The sequence below is a fragment of the Mesorhizobium sp. INR15 genome (assembly GCF_015500075.1).
Classification (GTDB): Bacteria; Pseudomonadota; Alphaproteobacteria; order Rhizobiales; family Rhizobiaceae; genus Mesorhizobium.
In genome coordinates, this window is sequence record NZ_CP045496.1 from 5,015,135 (window position 1) to 5,029,930 (window position 14,796).

Here is a 14,796-nt window from a genome sequence, read left to right on the forward strand (position 1 = left end):
TCGGCAACGTGATTGCGCGCGCCGATATCGAAATCAGCGACGACATCAAAGTGTTTAACCTGAAAATCTCGAAGCGACCTGACGGCAACTACGCCGTTTTCGGTCCCAATGCCCTCGGTGGCCGCGTCGTGACCTTCAGCCGCACACTTGTCAACGAAATCGCAGAGGCGGCCGTGGCCGCGCTCAAGGAGCCAATGCCGCATGACCGCACCATCCGCTAACACCTGTCACTACAAAGTAGACGATCGGGTCGAACATCCCGAGTTGGGGCACGGGACGGTGATCAAGGTGGTCGGCGCGGGCGGCCATGTCCGTTTCGACAAGCACGGCAAAGCCGGACATGGAGTTGCCTTCGCGGTGATGGACTACCTGTCGCCGTCAGACGCTCCTGTGGCGGCGCCGATAGCCAACAACGATAACAACCCAGATCCTGTCGACCCGTGGGCAGAAGCTACCAGCCCAAGCCTTCCCTTGGGCGTGCTTCCACCGATCATCGATGCGTTTGCACGAAGCCGCGCAGATCAGATGGGTGCTGATGCGGGAGGGCTAGCAATGGCGGCTATGACAGTCTGCGCAGCAGCCATCCCCGACAGCATCACACTGAAGGTCAAGCGACACGAGACCTGGCAAGAGTCCGCCCGCATCTGGACGGTAGCGGTAGGCGAACCGTCAACGCGCAAATCTCCGATAATCAGCGCCGCGTCCGCTCCTCTTCGCAAAATCGAGGCGATATTGCAGGCAGACCACCGCGATGCCATGCGGGCATGGAACGCGCTTCCCAAGGATACGAAGAAAGACACGCCGCAGCCCATAGCCAAGCGCGTAATTGCCGAGGATGCGTCGACTGAAAAGGTAGCCGAGATTCTGTCGAACAACGAGGCAGGAATCGCACTCATTGATGATGAGTTGTCAGGTTTCTTCGCTCGCATGGAGAAGTATGCGGGCGCGAAAGGAGCAGGTGCAGACCGAGCCTTTTGGCTGAAGTCCTTTGGTGGCGTTCCTTATAGCGTCGACAGGATCGGCCGCGGCTCGATCTGGGTGCCGAACGTATCGATCTCATTGCTCGGCGGTATCCAGCCCGACCCGCTGCGGCAGATCGCTGACAGCATGTCCGACGACGGCCTACTGCAGCGTATCTTCCCGATCATGCTCGCCCCTACCGGTGAAGATAGGGACGAGCCAGCATCGTTGGACAATGCGGTGTACGGCAAGCTGGTGGAAGATTTGTACGCACTGCGCTCGCGCTTCCTGGCTGGAGCTTGCCTGAAATTTGATGACGAGGCACAGGCTTTTAGAAGTGACCTCGCCGCCGAACACCGGGAGATTGAGCGGCGTTGGCAGTCCGTCAACAAGCGTGTGGCTACCCATGTTGGAAAGTTCGATGGCCTGTTCGCACGATTGGCGCTCTTGATCCACTTGATTGAAAACGCCACAGGAGACCTTCCGCGCGAAGTAAGTCTCGACACTGCCCAGCGTGCGCGCACGCTGTTGCATGACTACCTGCTTCCCCATGCAATCGCGCTGCACGTCAATGTGCTCGGCGCTACTGACGTGCACGATCTGCTGACCGAGGCAGCCGGATCCATCCTCACCAATGCGAACCTCGCCACTGAGGTCTCGTCGCGATCATTGGTCCGGCACGGGACACGGCGAATACGCCAGGCCGCTTCATGGGAGGTCGACAGAGTGCTCGGGCGCCTTGACGGATACGCATGGATCGACCCGAGGCCTTTAATACGAAACGAAACAACGCAGCACTACAACGTCAACCCGCGCGTTCACCTGAAGTTCGCCGGTCAAGCAGCTACAATCGCCAAAGAACGCGCCGCAGTTCGTGAGTTGATCCGCGGCACTCTTGCCTAAGCTAACCTACTTGTCACCACTCGCGCATTGCGCACTATACACATAGTCAAAATCTCTCTTTTTTACTATCCAATGGGTACTTCGCCAAAGCGTGTGGCGCGCAAGGTGCAAGTGGTGACAAATAAACCAGCCCATTCCGGGCACCACGCAATCGAGGAGAACACCCAATGAAAGAACACCACAGTGACCAACGCCACCAACATGCCGATAGAACCATTCGACGGTGAATACATGACTAGGATGATGAACGCCGCCCCTCGATGGTCGCCATGCCGAGTCATCGGAGTCACCACAGAATCCGCAACCGCACAGGCGGGCTTCGTCATCCTGATCGAGCAGGAAGACGGCACGATTTACGTCAGCCAGGTTGATTTCTACTAGCAAGATGATGGGCGCGCCAACGCAAACACCTGATAGCGCTCGACCGTGATACTGCAGGGAAAATGATTAACAGGTTGTAACTGCCGCCTATATGTCCCCGTTTGCGGCCCATGTGACACACAATATGTGGTGCCATAGAAGCCGCTCGAACGAACCCTTGACGGTGCAAAACGAGCCGCCTTTTATAGTCCATACAGCGGAAACACGTCGCAGGGCGCTATACGTAGACAGGAGGGACACTTTCAATGCGCATCGAGCGTCGCCGACTGGAATAAATTGCCAGTTGGCACTATATCTAGTGTTTTCAGGTGGGCACGACTCTAGATAGTGTCGCGGGATGCGGCCATCACGCCGGCAATGCCGGCAACACGTTGAGTGGCCGCGCGGGAACCGCTGCCTACACATGGGGAACTTCCTAATATGGCACATACCGATAAGCCGGAACCCTCCGGCACGACAATGCTGCGCGTTGCAGGATGCGGTTACGTGAATGCGCTTTCTGCTTCACGGCTCGGACTGCGCGGCGAAGAGGCGTATGAGATCATCTCTGAACCGGAAACCGTCATCGCCACCAAGCCGCGGAAGAAACCGGCTTCAAGGCCCGGCAACGATGATTCCGTCTATGACATTGCAGAATCGGCGCGCGAGCTATCAGGTGTCGTAGACGATCAAGGCGATTGGACACCGCAGAACATCCGCGCACCTCGAGGCGCCATACATTTCCGCTATGGAAATGACGGGCCGGCCATATCGTGGCGCATGGACGCGCAAGCGGCACGCATGGCGTCAAACCGTTTCAGTGGCCAGGCTGCCAATGATAACATCGATTGGCCGTTAGCGAAGCTTCTGAAGGCAGAGGGCAACGATCACTGCCTGCGTCTTGCTGAACGCTACCGCGACGTGTGGAACGTCGCCAACATGCCCCATGATCTCGTCGGGCGCGATCTGGCGGATAACGTTTACCTGATGGCTGACGTTCGGCTGGATGAGTCCACTGGTGAGCTTACCGACAAAGGCCCTAAGAAAATTATGGGCAAGAAGGCACGGCTGGACGAGCCGGCGAAGCGCTCAGTCGTAGCCGATCCCGACAAGACGAAAAAACGCGCTAAGCCGATTGCGAAGATATGGCAGGGCGATTGGGCATTGATCCATCACCTTGACTGCGCTCGCGAGCTTTCCGCCCTGCAAACATCTCTTGGTTTCCTGCGCGAGGGCTTTGAGGCTGCGGTTGTGTTCGGAGACACGTTGGAGAAGATCGGCCGCGGGCACGGTGTAGGAAACCAAGCCGGGGCGAAGGGTGCCGGCCGCGCGCTGGTGATGCTCGGAATGCAAGCTGTTGACGAGTTATGGCAGAAGCCGGCCCGCAACCACGCTCCCCGGCTGGTCGTCGTTGACAGATGGCAAACCGGCATGCCGGTCCCTGCCGGGTATTATCGGTCCTTCATGTACCCGGACGCGATCCTTAAGCGCGCCGCTTAGAGGGTATACCCAATCCGGAATCCCACAGGGTAAGGTGGAGAGATACAGTACAGGGGCAGCTTCGGCTGCCCTTTTCGTTTCAGGGTTAGACCCTGACGCTGGACGCACCCAAGGGCAGCATCCAGCGACAATTTACGCCGTCCCCATGCGGCGCAGCGCCCGTCCGTTCCCAAACTGGGCGGGCGCATCTATTCCGTCATTGATCAAGAGATCAGACGGTTTTTAGCCCGGCCTTTGCGCCGGGTTTTCTTTTACCCACCACACACGCGAATTTCCAACATCAAGGAACAAACATGAAATCTACCAAGGAGGCCGTCGAGGCGCTTGTGCGCTGCGTCGGCTATGATCCCGGCCGCACTTCTGCTGTTGCCCGTGTACTAACCGACGCCTCCGTGCTGCCTGCCGGCGGCCCAGGCCGATCGCCCGAACTCACCCCGCAAGACGTTGCCACACTTATGCTAGGCGTGGCCTTGGACGTGCCCCTGCGAGCCGTTGCCGACACCGTGCGGCAGTATCGTGCCCTGCGCCGCGAAGGCGTGCCAGAAGGCGCGCCTGAGGCCATCAGCAACACTGCAGGCGAAGAACTGGACATCCTCGCCGAGATTGCTGCCACGGGCTCGCTAGAGGCCAAGGCGCGGGCGGCTAAGACCATCATGACGGTTGTAAACAACTGGTCGGAAATCACCCTGGTCGATCGCATCGACACCCGCCGTTTTAGTTCCGGCGAGCCTGGCCGCTGGCAAGCTTACGGCCATCGCAAGTCGGTGGAAATCAACGGCAGCGCCTTCCTTGCCGCCATCAATGACGTTTTTTTGGAGAAGAAGTAGATGCCGAAAAACACTGAAGCTTTCGAAGTCCCTAGCCTTGCTGAAGTAGACCCGGAATACGCTCGCCTCGATGCCCAATTTCACGACCTCAACAGCCAAAAGGCCGCAACCGATCGCGAATTTGCTGTCCTGCGCGAAGAGCTTGCCGGCACGCGCGGTCCTGTCCTTTCTGACAGTGTGGCCGCGTTGGTCGGTGAAGCACCGTCATCCCTGACCGGCAAGCGCCAGCGCGCCGCGGAACTGAGCAAGCTTTCGAGCGACCTGGCAACCGCAATCGACCTTGTCGGCAAGCGACTTCGCGAGCGTCGCGACCTTGCCAAGCGCCCACTGATCGCGGCTGTTCGAGAAGAGTACGCGAGCCGCGCTGCAGCGGCGGCAACCGCGCTGGAGGCTGCGCTGGAGCCGTTGCGCGCCATCGAGGAACTCCAGCGCGATTTCGACGCGAACGATATTGCGGGTTCATTTGAATGGCCGCAAAGCAATATCTCGCATTTCGCAGTTCAGTTCATAGAAGGCAACGTTCGTAAGGGAATTGCATAATGGCTGAGCATCGTGAAATCGAACGGGCCACGAGCGATGGTCGCCGCAGTCCAGCAGAGCGAATGATTAAGCTCCCCGGCGAAACGAGGCATGCAAAGCGCGGCAAAACGGCGAAGGAAATCGCGCGCCAGATAGCCATCGACAAGATCGACAAGCAGATCAAGGTGCTGAAGGATGACGGCTGAGATTTCTGGGTATGCCCTTGAGTGGCAGGCGCCCGCAAATATCGCGGGCGTCTTTATTGAGCGCTTCGCGAGGGGCGCATTCGACAAATCCCTCATTGAGAATCCCGACGTCGTGTGCCTTTGGGCACATGATAGCTCCAAGCCACTCGGCCGCGTGGCCAACGGGTCGCTCAAGCTAATTTCGGACAGCATCGGCCTTCGATACGAACTGACACCAAACCCGGACTCCCCGATGGGGCAAGAGGCAATCGCCGCGGTCGGTCGCGGCGATGTTGGTCAGGTTAGCGTATCTTTTTTCTCGGAGGTCGAGCAGTGGGACGATACAGGGGACTTGCCGCAGCGGCTCATCACGCAAGCCGGCCTGGTGGAAATAAGCCTGCTGGTTTGGGGTGCTTACGGGAAAGCTACCTCGGCCACGCTCTACTCGCGCCAGTCGAATGCGAACGACAACGCCACAAACGCCCGCCGCCGCCTGCTGGACAAGATCGAAGCGGCGCATCGGTTGCGGGGGATTCGGTAGAGTCCTCACTTCCTCACTGAAGTTGTCATGGTATGCTGTCGCTGCTGTATAGAGGCAACGGCGGCGGGGAAGCGTGGAAAAAGAAGACCATCTCGATAAAGAGACTTCAGTATCAGCTGAACTCACGCCGACTGGCGTTAAGGCCAGTGCCAAAAGTAGAGCGATTGCGGCATTTGACAGGCTTCTAGGAAATGTTTTCGAACGGTGGAACGCGCCTATGGAATCCAAGACCGCCGAGGCAAGAGCCGTATCGGCATCCCGTCTCAAAGTCATAGAGGCGGTCACCAAACTCGGCATAGAGCGCCTCGAACGCGATCCAGAAGCAGCAAACCGTGCACTGGAGAACCACCTCGGTAAGGTATTTGAACGTCAAGACAACAAAGATGCGGTTGTCGCTGCGGCTGTAGATGATCTAAGTCACCAGCCGCCCACCGATGATGAGGCCGTCTCTGGGGCGGAAGAGCTTCAGGACTCCTTCATGAACAGATTTGAGAGGTTCGCAGAGGAAGCAACCACCGAAGAGACCCGCCTCAAATGGGGGCGCGTATTGGCGTCGGAGATTCGCAAGCCGGGCACTTTTTCAGCGAAGGTCATGAGAGTAATAGATGAGATTGATCCTCAAACAGCGGGCCTTTTCGAGAAAGTATGTACATCCCGGTTGAGTAATGTCTTACCGAAGAGCTTGATTGGAGAATTAAGCTTCCCAGATATTATAAGCCTCACTGACGCCGGATTGCTTGTTGAGCCGGGGATCGGTGGCCAACTTAATCAATCTCAAGATGTTAAGGATGGCTCCGGCACAGAATTGTGGATGCAATCTTTTGGGAATCTTGCCATTGCCTATCCCAAAGACGGTACTTCGACGTTGGACGCAGAGGCTATCACATTCAATGACGGGAAACCTGCCATACGCGTCTATGTATTGACTAACGTAGGTCTTGCGATCTCATCAATATTGCCGGAGACCGAACTGAAGGCGTTGACTGAACTTGCTGCTAAAATGGGGGAAGCGATCGGAGATCCCTCAAAAATTCGCAAGTATAAAAGAACGGATGGCGATCAATTCGTTGCATTTTAATTACCGGCACAACAAGTAACCATCAAAATGCGCCGCCGCTTTCTCTCGTCTATCGAATAGACGACGTGTACCCATGATCAGGCTGCGGCGGATGCGCTCGGTCAGAGACCGTGGCGAGCACGAACAACGCAACAGCTAACGCGAGTGGCGCGAGCAGAAGAGCGGCGCAGATCGGATTAATCTTCCACATCCGATGACCATGTGCGCTGCAATTTAATCAAACCCGAAGAAACATCGTTAACGCTGCTCAATCGAGATGTGCAAGGATCAAACATGATATCAGACCGTTACAGTGACCATCATGACGCCCGATCGAAACGGCCGGCCTGACGAAGCTCCGCAATCAGCGTCGTTGCCGCATCGAGATAGCTGGCAGTGACCTGTTGAGCCATCGGAAGTCTGCCCCATGCGGCTAGTTCGGCAATCTGAGCGTCGCTGTCTCCGCCGACCGGCAATGAGGTGATGTCTCCATTGCCATCGATGAAGATCGCAACCACGCCATCCGCGCCGTAACCGATCGCAGCCATTCGTTGAATGCCAGTTGCGTCAACGCGAACGTCGAACAGCACCGAGCCGCCAGTTTTTTTGGCTACGTCATCCACCCGATCGGAAAACGGGCGATTCATACCTCCGCCGTTAGCAACCGACTGCTCATGTAAAACGAGATTGACGTACTGCGCCCCCATTCGTCGAATATGGGCGCGCTGGTGTAATCGGCAATCCTTCCAACAACTTACGCACAGGAATTCCCAAATGACCCCCAAACGCGCAACCGCGCGGCGCATCCGTGCGCCCAAACACGACCCGGATCAGGCCTTGCTAGACGCGATCGAGAACATCGTTTCTTCAGCCGCCACGGCCGGCCACATTAATCATCTCCGGAGCCACGGCTTCTCAGATGCCTACATCATTGCCTCGCTTCTAGCGGGCGCCACTACCTTGATCCGCGGCATGCCGAACAAGGCGCCCTGGTCCGGTCTGCTCGAGCAGATGGCGAAGGAGGTCAGCGGTGAGTGATAAGACCGACGATCTGATTATCTCCGTATCCACTGACGTCTCAACCATCAAACGCCAGTTGAAGCAGCTCGGCGACAGCATCGGCCAAACCACTTCCGGAATCCAGAAACAGTTCGATGCGCTTGGCAAGGGGATAGACCAGTCGTTCACGCCTGTGCAGCGCCGCATCAATGACATGGTGGGAATCCCCTATACGGGCAAAGTTAAAGAGTGGACAGGTGCGCTTTCGGGCTTCGGGAAAGAACTAGGCAATACCGGACATGCCGCAGGCGCCAGCGCTACGCAGATGATGGCGCTCCAACATTCGGCGCGCTCCATGATCGAGCAGATTGCGCTTGGCACTTCACCCCTTCAGGCGCTTACCGCGCAGTTTTCGCATCTGAGTTATGTTGCCAGCCAGCCAGGCGGACTTACCGGAGCGCTGAAGTCGGCCGGCTCCACAATAGTGGGTTTGGCGACAAAATTCCCGGAGGTTACGGCAGCCATAGCGGTTGCTGGCGCTGCGTTCGTAGCATACGAGGCGCTTGGTGGCACAAACCTGCGCACGCTTGACGACATCCTCAAGACCCATGAAGCGAACATTTTGCTCCTTGGCGACGCCTACGACCAAGTAGCCGGGAAGCAGCAGAAGTATGCGGCGCTTACGGCTCGCTCGGTGAACGCCGCAAACTCGAAAGATTTGCAGGACGCCAAGGATGTCCTGTCCGGTCAGATCAAGGGCATTTTTGATAGCATTTACCAAACCATCGGGGCCGGAGGCGGTGGCCAGGGTGCTCTACAGACAGTTCTGAAATCGCAGTTTGAACCGTTCAAGCAGGCATTAGCCGACTTGGCGAAATCGCACGACGTGAAGGCGTTTATCGACCAGCTCGCCGCCATATCGGAGGTCAATCCGAAGCTCGAGTCTGCGCGCGCCGCCCTTGCCGACATGGCCGCGGAAGCCGCAAAGACGCAGGCGGCACTGCCCAACCTCGGGCATACGGTTGATGCGGTAACCGACACCGTAAACGCCTTTGCCCTACAGCTCGCCAACGTAGACTCAAAGCCGATCCAGGCAGAGTTGCAGGCGCTCTTCGACAAGGCCCGAGACGGTAAGGAGCCGATCGACGCCATTCTTCAGTCGCTTGCAGCGTTAGAGCAGGCCAACCCCAATTTTTCTGGCATCATTGCCGGATTTGCGGGGATGCTGAAGGCCGCTGCGGCGACCGACGCGGCTCTAGATGCGCTTGGGTCCAAGTACTTCGCCAACCAAGGCGGCGGCCCAAATAGCAGGCAAAAACTCCCCGTTGGGCTTCTGCCCGACAGCGCTCCAATCCCCGGTGAGGCACCCAACCGCGAGGATCAGGGCGCTTACGAGGACAAGCTGGCGGCCAAAGCCGCACGCGGCCACAAATCCAAAGCACCAGCCCAAACCGCCATGGACCAGTTCGCTGGCGACCTTCAATCTATCAAGGACCGCACGGCCGCCCTAAACGAAGAATTCAACTCTTTGGGGCTATCCTACGAAGCGCAGACAAAGCGCAAAATATCGCTGCAACTCGAGCAAACTGCCCTGAAGCAGGTGCGCGAGGAAGCCCGCAAGAAGGGCGACGTCGACTACCAGAACGCGCAGTTGACGCCAGCACAGATCGCCGCGATTGATCAGGTCTCCGAGGCCTACGCACGGCAAGCCGACGAACTCCGCAAAGCGCAGGAATCGCAAGCCCTGCAACGCGATGTGCTGAAGGGTGCATTTGACGACTTTCGCTCGGCTCTGGAGTCGGGCCAGTTATCGTGGAAAACGTTCGCGGACATCGCGACGCATGCGCTCGATAAGATCATCTCGAAAATCGAGAACGATCTAATCGACTCCATTCTGCAGGCCAATTCGGCGGCGGGTGGCGGCGGTGGTGGTATTCTGGGCGGTGTACTCGGCTTCCTAACGGGCGGCGGCGGGGGATCCAGCAACGCGTTCCCTGGTGGCGGGTCGCTGAACAGCACTGGCGGCCTGTACGCGGACGGCGGCTATACGGGCGCGGGCGGCAAGAACCAGAAGGCGGGCATCGTCCACAAAGGCGAGGTGGTCTTTAGCCAGGACGACATTCGCCGCAATGGCGGTGTGGCGGCCGTGGAGGCACTGCGTCGTGGCGGTTCGATAGCGGCACCCAATATGCCATCGATTAGTGCTCCGGCGCGGGGCGGGGATAACGTTGCGGTCAACAACAACATCAGCATCGACGCCAGGGGCGCCCAGCAAGGCGTGGGCGACGAGATCAAACGCGCACTGGCTGAGTATGATCGGCATAGCGTTCCGCGCACGGTGGCGGCGCTACGGCAGGCGAAAATAAGGGGGATGGCATAGGCGAGTGACGCGCAGACCAGCCCGCGCTCTGGCGAGCTTCTTAATACTTCATTGACCATGCCGGCCCATTATCTACGCTGCGGCAGAGTTTCAGTACCGCACTCCACGCAAACGGCCCGTCGCTCTCCGATCCCAATCAAATCGGGCGACGGGCTTTTTTGGGAGCATCTTTGAAGTGATCTTGGCCGCCATGCGCGACCGCGCTGGCAAAGCTGCCGGTTACAAACGGTGGCAGGAATAGCGGCAATCAATATCGAGCACGGGTAGCGCGTGGGAGAAGTAGCGCGGAAAGACCACACCGAACATAGGCGTCGGAATTGATGCCTTTTTATGGCGGGCGGGCATTGGCGTTCTCCAGGGTAGGAATATAATCCTTGCCTCTGACAACCAGTCAATATGCAAATGCCTATCGATCAAATAACGGCGATTTTCTGATCAGCAGCCTGTCCACCTCAGCCTCAGCCACCGAAAAAAGGCTGTCGAGACCTTCGACGTGAGCTGATAGCCCATCTTCAGCAAACTCTTTCCTGAGGGCATTGACCTGCGCTTTTGCCCTACTTAGGGCAGCCAACCAACGATCGCCTCCTGGCTGGGGCTCTCCGCCAATGGTGTCCACTATCCACGCCGAGGCCAATGTCAGGGTGGCTCGGAAAACATACCGGCCAGAATCGTCACGGACTTTCGCGAAAAACGTTCTAGTGGGCCCGTTGGGCAAATCCTCGCGCGCCAGATCCGGCAAAACGTCGACTGCTTGGTAGCTAAGGTCTTTTAGAGACTCGCAGGCAATGCCGTCATCGTCGCTGGTAAGCGCATGGCCATCATGGATGTCGAAAAAATACCGAGACATGTTCGGCTCCGAATGCTGAGGCGGAAGCAGTTTGCCCCCCTGTCGTCAGCTGCCATTCTCGATGCTGGCGATGAACACAAACCCGGCGCTCTTTGATAATGTTCCAACCGAAAGTAGAAGAGCCCGTTACCGAGGGACAGTAGCGGGCTCTTCAAAGGCCGTGGAGTAGGAGAGATGGCCGATAGCTCAATGCGCCATCCCGACAATTGTTCCGCAGAACAATCTTCGGGCGTACGTCATATGTTATTGAGGGGCCGGAATGTTCGATATATGTTCCGCGTGTCGTCCGCTTCTACAAGCGGGCGCTTGGGAGCGAATTGCACTCTCGCAGGGGTATGAGGCGCTGAGATGTTGAACCGAACCTATTTCTCCGATGCACTGTATCCTTGCGACCTCGATATCCTGTCGAAGGTCCTCGCGCAGATTTGCAAGGAACAAGGGCACGAGCAAGATTCGGGCGATGCGCAGGACGCTGCCAGCAGGCTGATCATCCTTTTTCAAAGCGGGATCGTTCAGGAAAGTGACTTGCTCGACACCATGCGCTCACGGAGCGCCGAGAGATTCGTGCGTTTCGACTAAGCGAAACCTCCTTCTAATACCGCTGCCAGTAACACCGCGACTGCGGCGACTGCGACGATAGTGTTCCGATGGGAATCTGTCTTGCAGAACCTAATGGACCGCTCCTTATTCCGCCGACCCATTGTCGGTGAATGGCGATGCACTCGGCACGCACTGTACCGACCAGCCGGGCGGGGCGGGCTGCTTCTGATATTCGGTGATGGCAGCGGTGCATTGTTCGCGTTTATCGAACGTGGTGGGCAGCAGGACCATCCCGCCTTGCGGGCCAGAGATCACTATATACCAGACCAAAAGTGCGGTAGCAGCCATTTGGGAGTTCCTTTGGCGGATAAAACGTCGCAGGCCCTAACCCCGAGGTTTTCTTTGGGGTAGAGGCGCGCTCTCCATGGGGTTCTCCCCCAATCTGGCCGATCGCCGCTCTTTTAACCACAGGGACTTCTTTTTGCTCGCCAGCATCTCGGCTCGAGAAGTGTTTTCAACGCTAGCTCGGCCATGCGTCGCAGCGATCGCGTAGTCAGCTCTGTTCGTGCGATAGTCGCCTTTCTGAGTGGACATCGTTTGCTCCCGTTCGCGGCCTTTTCCCTCCTTTGGCCTGCTAGGAAGCAGTATCCGCCGGTGCATCGCGCGAGTCTACCAATTGGCGATTGTATTAAAATGATACACCGCGTGAGTCACGTAGCTTTGTCCCGATTGGGAAAGCCGCCGCATCGGGCGCCTATGTCGGGTGGTGGAATCAATCTTGCGGAAGCGTAAGAATAATACGACCTCGATCAATTTCCAGCTTAAAAAGGCTGATCACCGAACGACCGAGGACAACATCATAGGAACGGCCAGTGGCTCTGAGGGGTGTTGCACTGTATTCCAACGAAAGAGGTTTTACGTTCTCGATTTCGAATATGCCAGAGTGAAGCGTAGTCTGAATTATTGATGTCGCCCCGTGAACCGTCTCCGGCCTAAGCACGGGAGCGCCAAGTTTTTCGACAAGTTGCGTGTCCACGTAGGCACCGCTCGCTCCGGTATCTATCATTCCAAGCGCAACTTCATGCTTGGTATCAGGTGCATTACGGAGTGTTAGTCTTACGCATGGGCAACTGTTGATAAAATCACTGGTTGCTTTGCCCTGCCTATCAACCAGAAAGACGGGGATGACGATGATGTCTGACGTCATTCCGCCGCACCTTTCGGCAGGAAGCCCTTTGCCTCGAGATCGGCGACGATCAGTATCTCGACGTATGAGGCGACCGTGCGCTTGTCTGCCTTGGCTGCCCGTTCTAAGGCGTCCTTCACGACAGGCTCTATCCTAAGTCCGAGTGGTGCAGTCCTGGCCATTCCGGTTCCTGTTTGCAATTGTTAGCAGATGCTAGTTGACAGCCAACGAGCATTGATTTACCACTGCTAACATCAACTAGCAACAAAGGAGCCCGCAATGCGAAAGAAATTCACGACGATTTGCGTCAATGCCGCCGGCCTCGGCGAGCGCCCGACAGAACCCTGCACTTGCCGCGAGTGCGGCACACAGGGCCGCACCGCAAAGCGCGCCGTGTTCGACAACGAAGGCCGCTGGCTAGTGCATTGGCTGGAGAAGGACGGAGAGGAGTGGGTCGGGACGTACCGGTTGATTCCTTGCTAGCGCTCGCCGCGCCAACGGCTAGCAGCGCGGCCCGCTTCCAGAAATGGCGGCGGGCTTTTCCGCGCGGTGTGTGACGGCGAATTCGGGATACGAGGCCCTACGTCTATCTGAGGGACAAAACAACGCTTCGCCGTCACCGGCCTCAACCGTCTCGCAGTCGGTAAGTTCCCCGAGGGAAGCGTCGTACGCGGGCTTGTTGGGGCTTGGCTTTAAAACTCGCAGTGGATGGTAAGAGAGGTCGGTCTGCCAGCAGATCCGTGGGGACTCCATTTAAAAGTGAGCGATGCATGGTGAATCGACCACTCCCGCCCACCAACCCAAATAGTGGACGTCATGGTTTCATCAGGCTTAAGGCGCCGTCTTAACTTCAACCAAGGCATTGGCTCAAGTGACACCGCCGCTGGCGAGGTTCCAGAGTTCGCGAGGAGCTTTGTGTCGAACGGAGCGATCAAGCCCCAAGCGCGGCTTACAGGTGCGACGTCTTCAATCTAAATGTCGGCATGGTCGATGTTTCGGATTTCGACCTCGAGGAGCGCACCGTTCTCAAAGCCGCGCAAGAACCCGACGAATACCCTCGGCTCACCCGTCAGCGGCAGGCGATTATATCGCAGCTTTTGGGCAACCCAACGAAACAAGCCAATGCCCGTGGCACCTAATGCAACGCCCGCGGTCAGTGTTGACAGTTGAAAAGAGGTTAGCCAGTCAAAAATAATCCCCAAAGCGGAAGACTCCTCTGCCGACAGCAAGGGTTATATATTGTCTGGCTACAATGTGGCTATAAAATTTGTAGCCACCTCTGGGGGAAACGGCTAACTCTTTGTTTTCGTTGGTCGGAGTGGCCGGATTCGAACCGACGACCCCTTGACCCCCAGTCAAGTGCGCTACCGGGCTGCGCTACACTCCGGACCGGTCGCGATGTATCGTGATAACCCTGGTCGGGTCAACCGAATTCGGCGGCCATACCATAGGCAGATTTGGAGTGCTGACGAACCTTGTCGTACCCGCCCTCACCCGGCTACTGGCACACATCGACCCACTCCGCGCCTGTAAGATCAGCCATGCGCTGTGGCGCGATCCGCACGGCGGCGTTGGTGGCACCGGCGGCGGGAACGACCTCGTCGAACGCACGCAGCGATTCATCGCAGTAGACCGGCAGTGGCGCAGGCAGACCGAAGGGACAGACGCCGCCGGGCGGATGGGACGTCGCCCGCAGAACTTCGTCGGCATCCAGCATGCGTGGCTTGCCGCCGAGCCTGTCCTTGAACTTACGGTTGTCCAGCCTGGCGATGCCGCTGGTTACGACCAGCATGGTGCGCTCGCCGACACGCAGGCAGATCGTCTTGGCGATCTGGGCCGGCAGCACGCCATGCGCATCCGCCGCCAGCGCCACCGTTGCCGAGCTCGCCTCGGTGACGATTACGTCGATGTCGGGCGCGTGACTGGCAAAGAAGGCGCGAACGGAGTCCAAGCTCATATCGAAAACTCGCGGGTTCAAATTGATGGGACCAT

19 protein-coding genes and 1 tRNA gene are annotated in these 14,796 nt (G+C 57.7%); 12 read left to right on the top strand and 8 right to left on the bottom strand.

Going from position 1 to position 14,796, the window contains the following annotated elements; translation table 11 throughout:
- The first annotated feature begins 8 nt into the window (after nt 1-8).
- The 9 genes from GA829_RS24500 to GA829_RS24540 all read left to right on the top strand — a co-directional run bounded on the left by GA829_RS24500 (nt 9) and on the right by GA829_RS24540 (nt 6,873).
- A complete protein-coding gene (locus GA829_RS24500; RefSeq protein ID WP_195175168.1) occupies nt 9-221 on the top strand; it encodes a hypothetical protein in 213 nt (70 codons plus the stop codon).
- A complete protein-coding gene (locus tag GA829_RS24505) occupies nt 202-1,863 on the top strand; it encodes a DUF3987 domain-containing protein (RefSeq protein ID WP_195175169.1) in 1,662 nt (553 codons plus the stop codon). The genes GA829_RS24500 and GA829_RS24505 overlap by 20 nt, the downstream gene beginning before the upstream one ends.
- Before the next feature lie 183 nt (nt 1,864-2,046).
- Complete coding sequence (locus tag GA829_RS24510; RefSeq protein WP_195175170.1) at nt 2,047-2,244, top strand: hypothetical protein; 198 nt, start codon at nt 2,047-2,049, stop codon at nt 2,242-2,244.
- A 420-nt stretch (nt 2,245-2,664) separates the two neighbouring features.
- Nucleotides 2,665-3,723, top strand: coding sequence for a hypothetical protein (locus GA829_RS24515; RefSeq protein WP_195175171.1), 1,059 nt, complete (start codon nt 2,665-2,667; stop codon nt 3,721-3,723).
- A 293-nt stretch (nt 3,724-4,016) separates the two neighbouring features.
- Nucleotides 4,017-4,550 (top strand): hypothetical protein, encoded by a 534-nt coding sequence (locus GA829_RS24520; RefSeq protein ID WP_195175172.1) that lies wholly within the window; start codon nt 4,017-4,019, stop codon nt 4,548-4,550.
- Nucleotides 4,551-5,090 carry a hypothetical protein gene (locus GA829_RS24525; RefSeq protein WP_195175173.1) on the top strand — a complete coding sequence of 180 codons (540 nt, stop codon included), beginning with the start codon at nt 4,551-4,553 and terminating at the stop codon, nt 5,088-5,090. It abuts the gene before it with no gap.
- Entirely contained in the window at nt 5,090-5,275 is a 186-nt protein-coding gene (locus tag GA829_RS24530; RefSeq protein ID WP_195175174.1) for a hypothetical protein, read from the top strand. Before GA829_RS24525 ends, GA829_RS24530 begins: the two co-directional genes overlap by 1 nt.
- A complete protein-coding gene (locus GA829_RS24535; protein WP_195175175.1) occupies nt 5,265-5,795 on the top strand; it encodes an HK97 family phage prohead protease in 531 nt (176 codons plus the stop codon). Before GA829_RS24530 ends, GA829_RS24535 begins: the two co-directional genes overlap by 11 nt.
- Nucleotides 5,796-5,868: 73 nt before the next feature.
- Nucleotides 5,869-6,873 (top strand): DUF2806 domain-containing protein, encoded by a 1,005-nt coding sequence (locus GA829_RS24540; protein ID WP_195175176.1) that lies wholly within the window; start codon nt 5,869-5,871, stop codon nt 6,871-6,873.
- Between the two features lie 299 nt (nt 6,874-7,172).
- Here the strand turns inward: GA829_RS24540 and GA829_RS24545 are convergent, their stop codons facing one another.
- Nucleotides 7,173-7,499: a hypothetical protein gene (locus GA829_RS24545; RefSeq protein ID WP_195175177.1), complete on the bottom strand. Its 327-nt coding sequence runs from the start codon at nt 7,497-7,499 to the stop codon at nt 7,173-7,175.
- Nucleotides 7,500-7,626: 127 nt separating this feature from the next.
- On the opposite strand from GA829_RS24545, the gene GA829_RS24550 reads away from it, so the two are divergent.
- Both GA829_RS24550 and GA829_RS24555 read left to right on the top strand, forming a co-directional pair.
- Nucleotides 7,627-7,890, top strand: coding sequence for a hypothetical protein (locus GA829_RS24550; protein ID WP_195175178.1), 264 nt, complete (start codon nt 7,627-7,629; stop codon nt 7,888-7,890).
- The gene (locus tag GA829_RS24555) at nt 7,883-10,231 is read left to right on the top strand and encodes a phage tail tape measure protein (RefSeq protein ID WP_195175179.1); all 2,349 of its coding nucleotides are present in this window, start codon (nt 7,883-7,885) and stop codon (nt 10,229-10,231) included. The genes GA829_RS24550 and GA829_RS24555 overlap by 8 nt, the downstream gene beginning before the upstream one ends.
- 406 nt (nt 10,232-10,637) lie before the next feature.
- Here the strand turns inward: GA829_RS24555 and GA829_RS24560 are convergent, their stop codons facing one another.
- The 4 genes from GA829_RS24560 to GA829_RS36870 all read right to left on the bottom strand — a co-directional run bounded on the left by GA829_RS24560 (nt 10,638) and on the right by GA829_RS36870 (nt 12,944).
- Nucleotides 10,638-11,078: a DUF6894 family protein gene (locus tag GA829_RS24560; protein WP_195175180.1), complete on the bottom strand. Its 441-nt coding sequence runs from the start codon at nt 11,076-11,078 to the stop codon at nt 10,638-10,640.
- Nucleotides 11,079-11,762: 684 nt separating this feature from the next.
- Nucleotides 11,763-11,966: a hypothetical protein gene (locus GA829_RS24570; protein WP_195175182.1), complete on the bottom strand. Its 204-nt coding sequence runs from the start codon at nt 11,964-11,966 to the stop codon at nt 11,763-11,765.
- A 424-nt stretch (nt 11,967-12,390) separates the two neighbouring features.
- Nucleotides 12,391-12,825, bottom strand: coding sequence for a pepsin/retropepsin-like aspartic protease family protein (locus GA829_RS24575; RefSeq protein WP_195175183.1), 435 nt, complete (start codon nt 12,823-12,825; stop codon nt 12,391-12,393).
- On the bottom strand, nt 12,822-12,944 hold the full coding sequence (locus tag GA829_RS36870; RefSeq protein ID WP_258051893.1) for a hypothetical protein: 123 nt from the start codon (nt 12,942-12,944) through the stop codon (nt 12,822-12,824). Before GA829_RS36870 ends, GA829_RS24575 begins: the two co-directional genes overlap by 4 nt.
- Before the next feature lie 139 nt (nt 12,945-13,083).
- Here GA829_RS36870 and GA829_RS24580 point away from each other — a divergent pair, with 139 nt between their 5' ends.
- Nucleotides 13,084-13,287: a hypothetical protein gene (locus tag GA829_RS24580; RefSeq protein WP_195175184.1), complete on the top strand. Its 204-nt coding sequence runs from the start codon at nt 13,084-13,086 to the stop codon at nt 13,285-13,287.
- A gap of 488 nt (nt 13,288-13,775) precedes the next feature.
- Here GA829_RS24580 and GA829_RS24585 read toward each other — a convergent pair whose 3' ends face one another.
- From GA829_RS24585 to GA829_RS24595, 3 genes are all read right to left on the bottom strand, one after another.
- Nucleotides 13,776-14,006 carry a hypothetical protein gene (locus GA829_RS24585; RefSeq protein WP_195175185.1) on the bottom strand — a complete coding sequence of 77 codons (231 nt, stop codon included), beginning with the start codon at nt 14,004-14,006 and terminating at the stop codon, nt 13,776-13,778.
- A gap of 108 nt (nt 14,007-14,114) precedes the next feature.
- A tRNA-Pro gene (locus tag GA829_RS24590) sits at nt 14,115-14,191 on the bottom strand.
- A gap of 111 nt (nt 14,192-14,302) precedes the next feature.
- Complete coding sequence (locus GA829_RS24595; protein ID WP_195175186.1) at nt 14,303-14,761, bottom strand: YbaK/EbsC family protein; 459 nt, start codon at nt 14,759-14,761, stop codon at nt 14,303-14,305.
- Between the last annotated feature and the right edge of the window lie 35 nt (nt 14,762-14,796).

Excerpts from the sequence above, each read along its gene's own strand:
- GA829_RS24570 (WP_195175182.1), bottom strand. The coding sequence starts at position 11,966 with ATGGCTGCTACCGCACTTTTGGTCTGGTATATAGTGATCTCTGGCCCG.
- GA829_RS24525 (WP_195175173.1), top strand. The coding sequence starts at position 4,551 with ATGCCGAAAAACACTGAAGCTTTCGAAGTCCCTAGCCTTGCTGAAGTA.
- GA829_RS24505 (WP_195175169.1), top strand. The coding sequence starts at position 202 with ATGACCGCACCATCCGCTAACACCTGTCACTACAAAGTAGACGATCGG.
- GA829_RS24515 (WP_195175171.1), top strand. The coding sequence starts at position 2,665 with ATGGCACATACCGATAAGCCGGAACCCTCCGGCACGACAATGCTGCGC.
- GA829_RS24535 (WP_195175175.1), top strand. The coding sequence starts at position 5,265 with ATGACGGCTGAGATTTCTGGGTATGCCCTTGAGTGGCAGGCGCCCGCA.
- GA829_RS24530 (WP_195175174.1), top strand. The coding sequence starts at position 5,090 with ATGGCTGAGCATCGTGAAATCGAACGGGCCACGAGCGATGGTCGCCGC.
- GA829_RS24550 (WP_195175178.1), top strand. The coding sequence starts at position 7,627 with ATGACCCCCAAACGCGCAACCGCGCGGCGCATCCGTGCGCCCAAACAC.
- GA829_RS24580 (WP_195175184.1), top strand. The coding sequence starts at position 13,084 with ATGCGAAAGAAATTCACGACGATTTGCGTCAATGCCGCCGGCCTCGGC.
- GA829_RS24595 (WP_195175186.1), bottom strand. The coding sequence starts at position 14,761 with ATGAGCTTGGACTCCGTTCGCGCCTTCTTTGCCAGTCACGCGCCCGAC.
- GA829_RS24545 (WP_195175177.1), bottom strand. The coding sequence starts at position 7,499 with ATGAATCGCCCGTTTTCCGATCGGGTGGATGACGTAGCCAAAAAAACT.
- GA829_RS24560 (WP_195175180.1), bottom strand. The coding sequence starts at position 11,078 with ATGTCTCGGTATTTTTTCGACATCCATGATGGCCATGCGCTTACCAGC.
- GA829_RS24520 (WP_195175172.1), top strand. The coding sequence starts at position 4,017 with ATGAAATCTACCAAGGAGGCCGTCGAGGCGCTTGTGCGCTGCGTCGGC.
- GA829_RS24575 (WP_195175183.1), bottom strand. The coding sequence starts at position 12,825 with ATGACGTCAGACATCATCGTCATCCCCGTCTTTCTGGTTGATAGGCAG.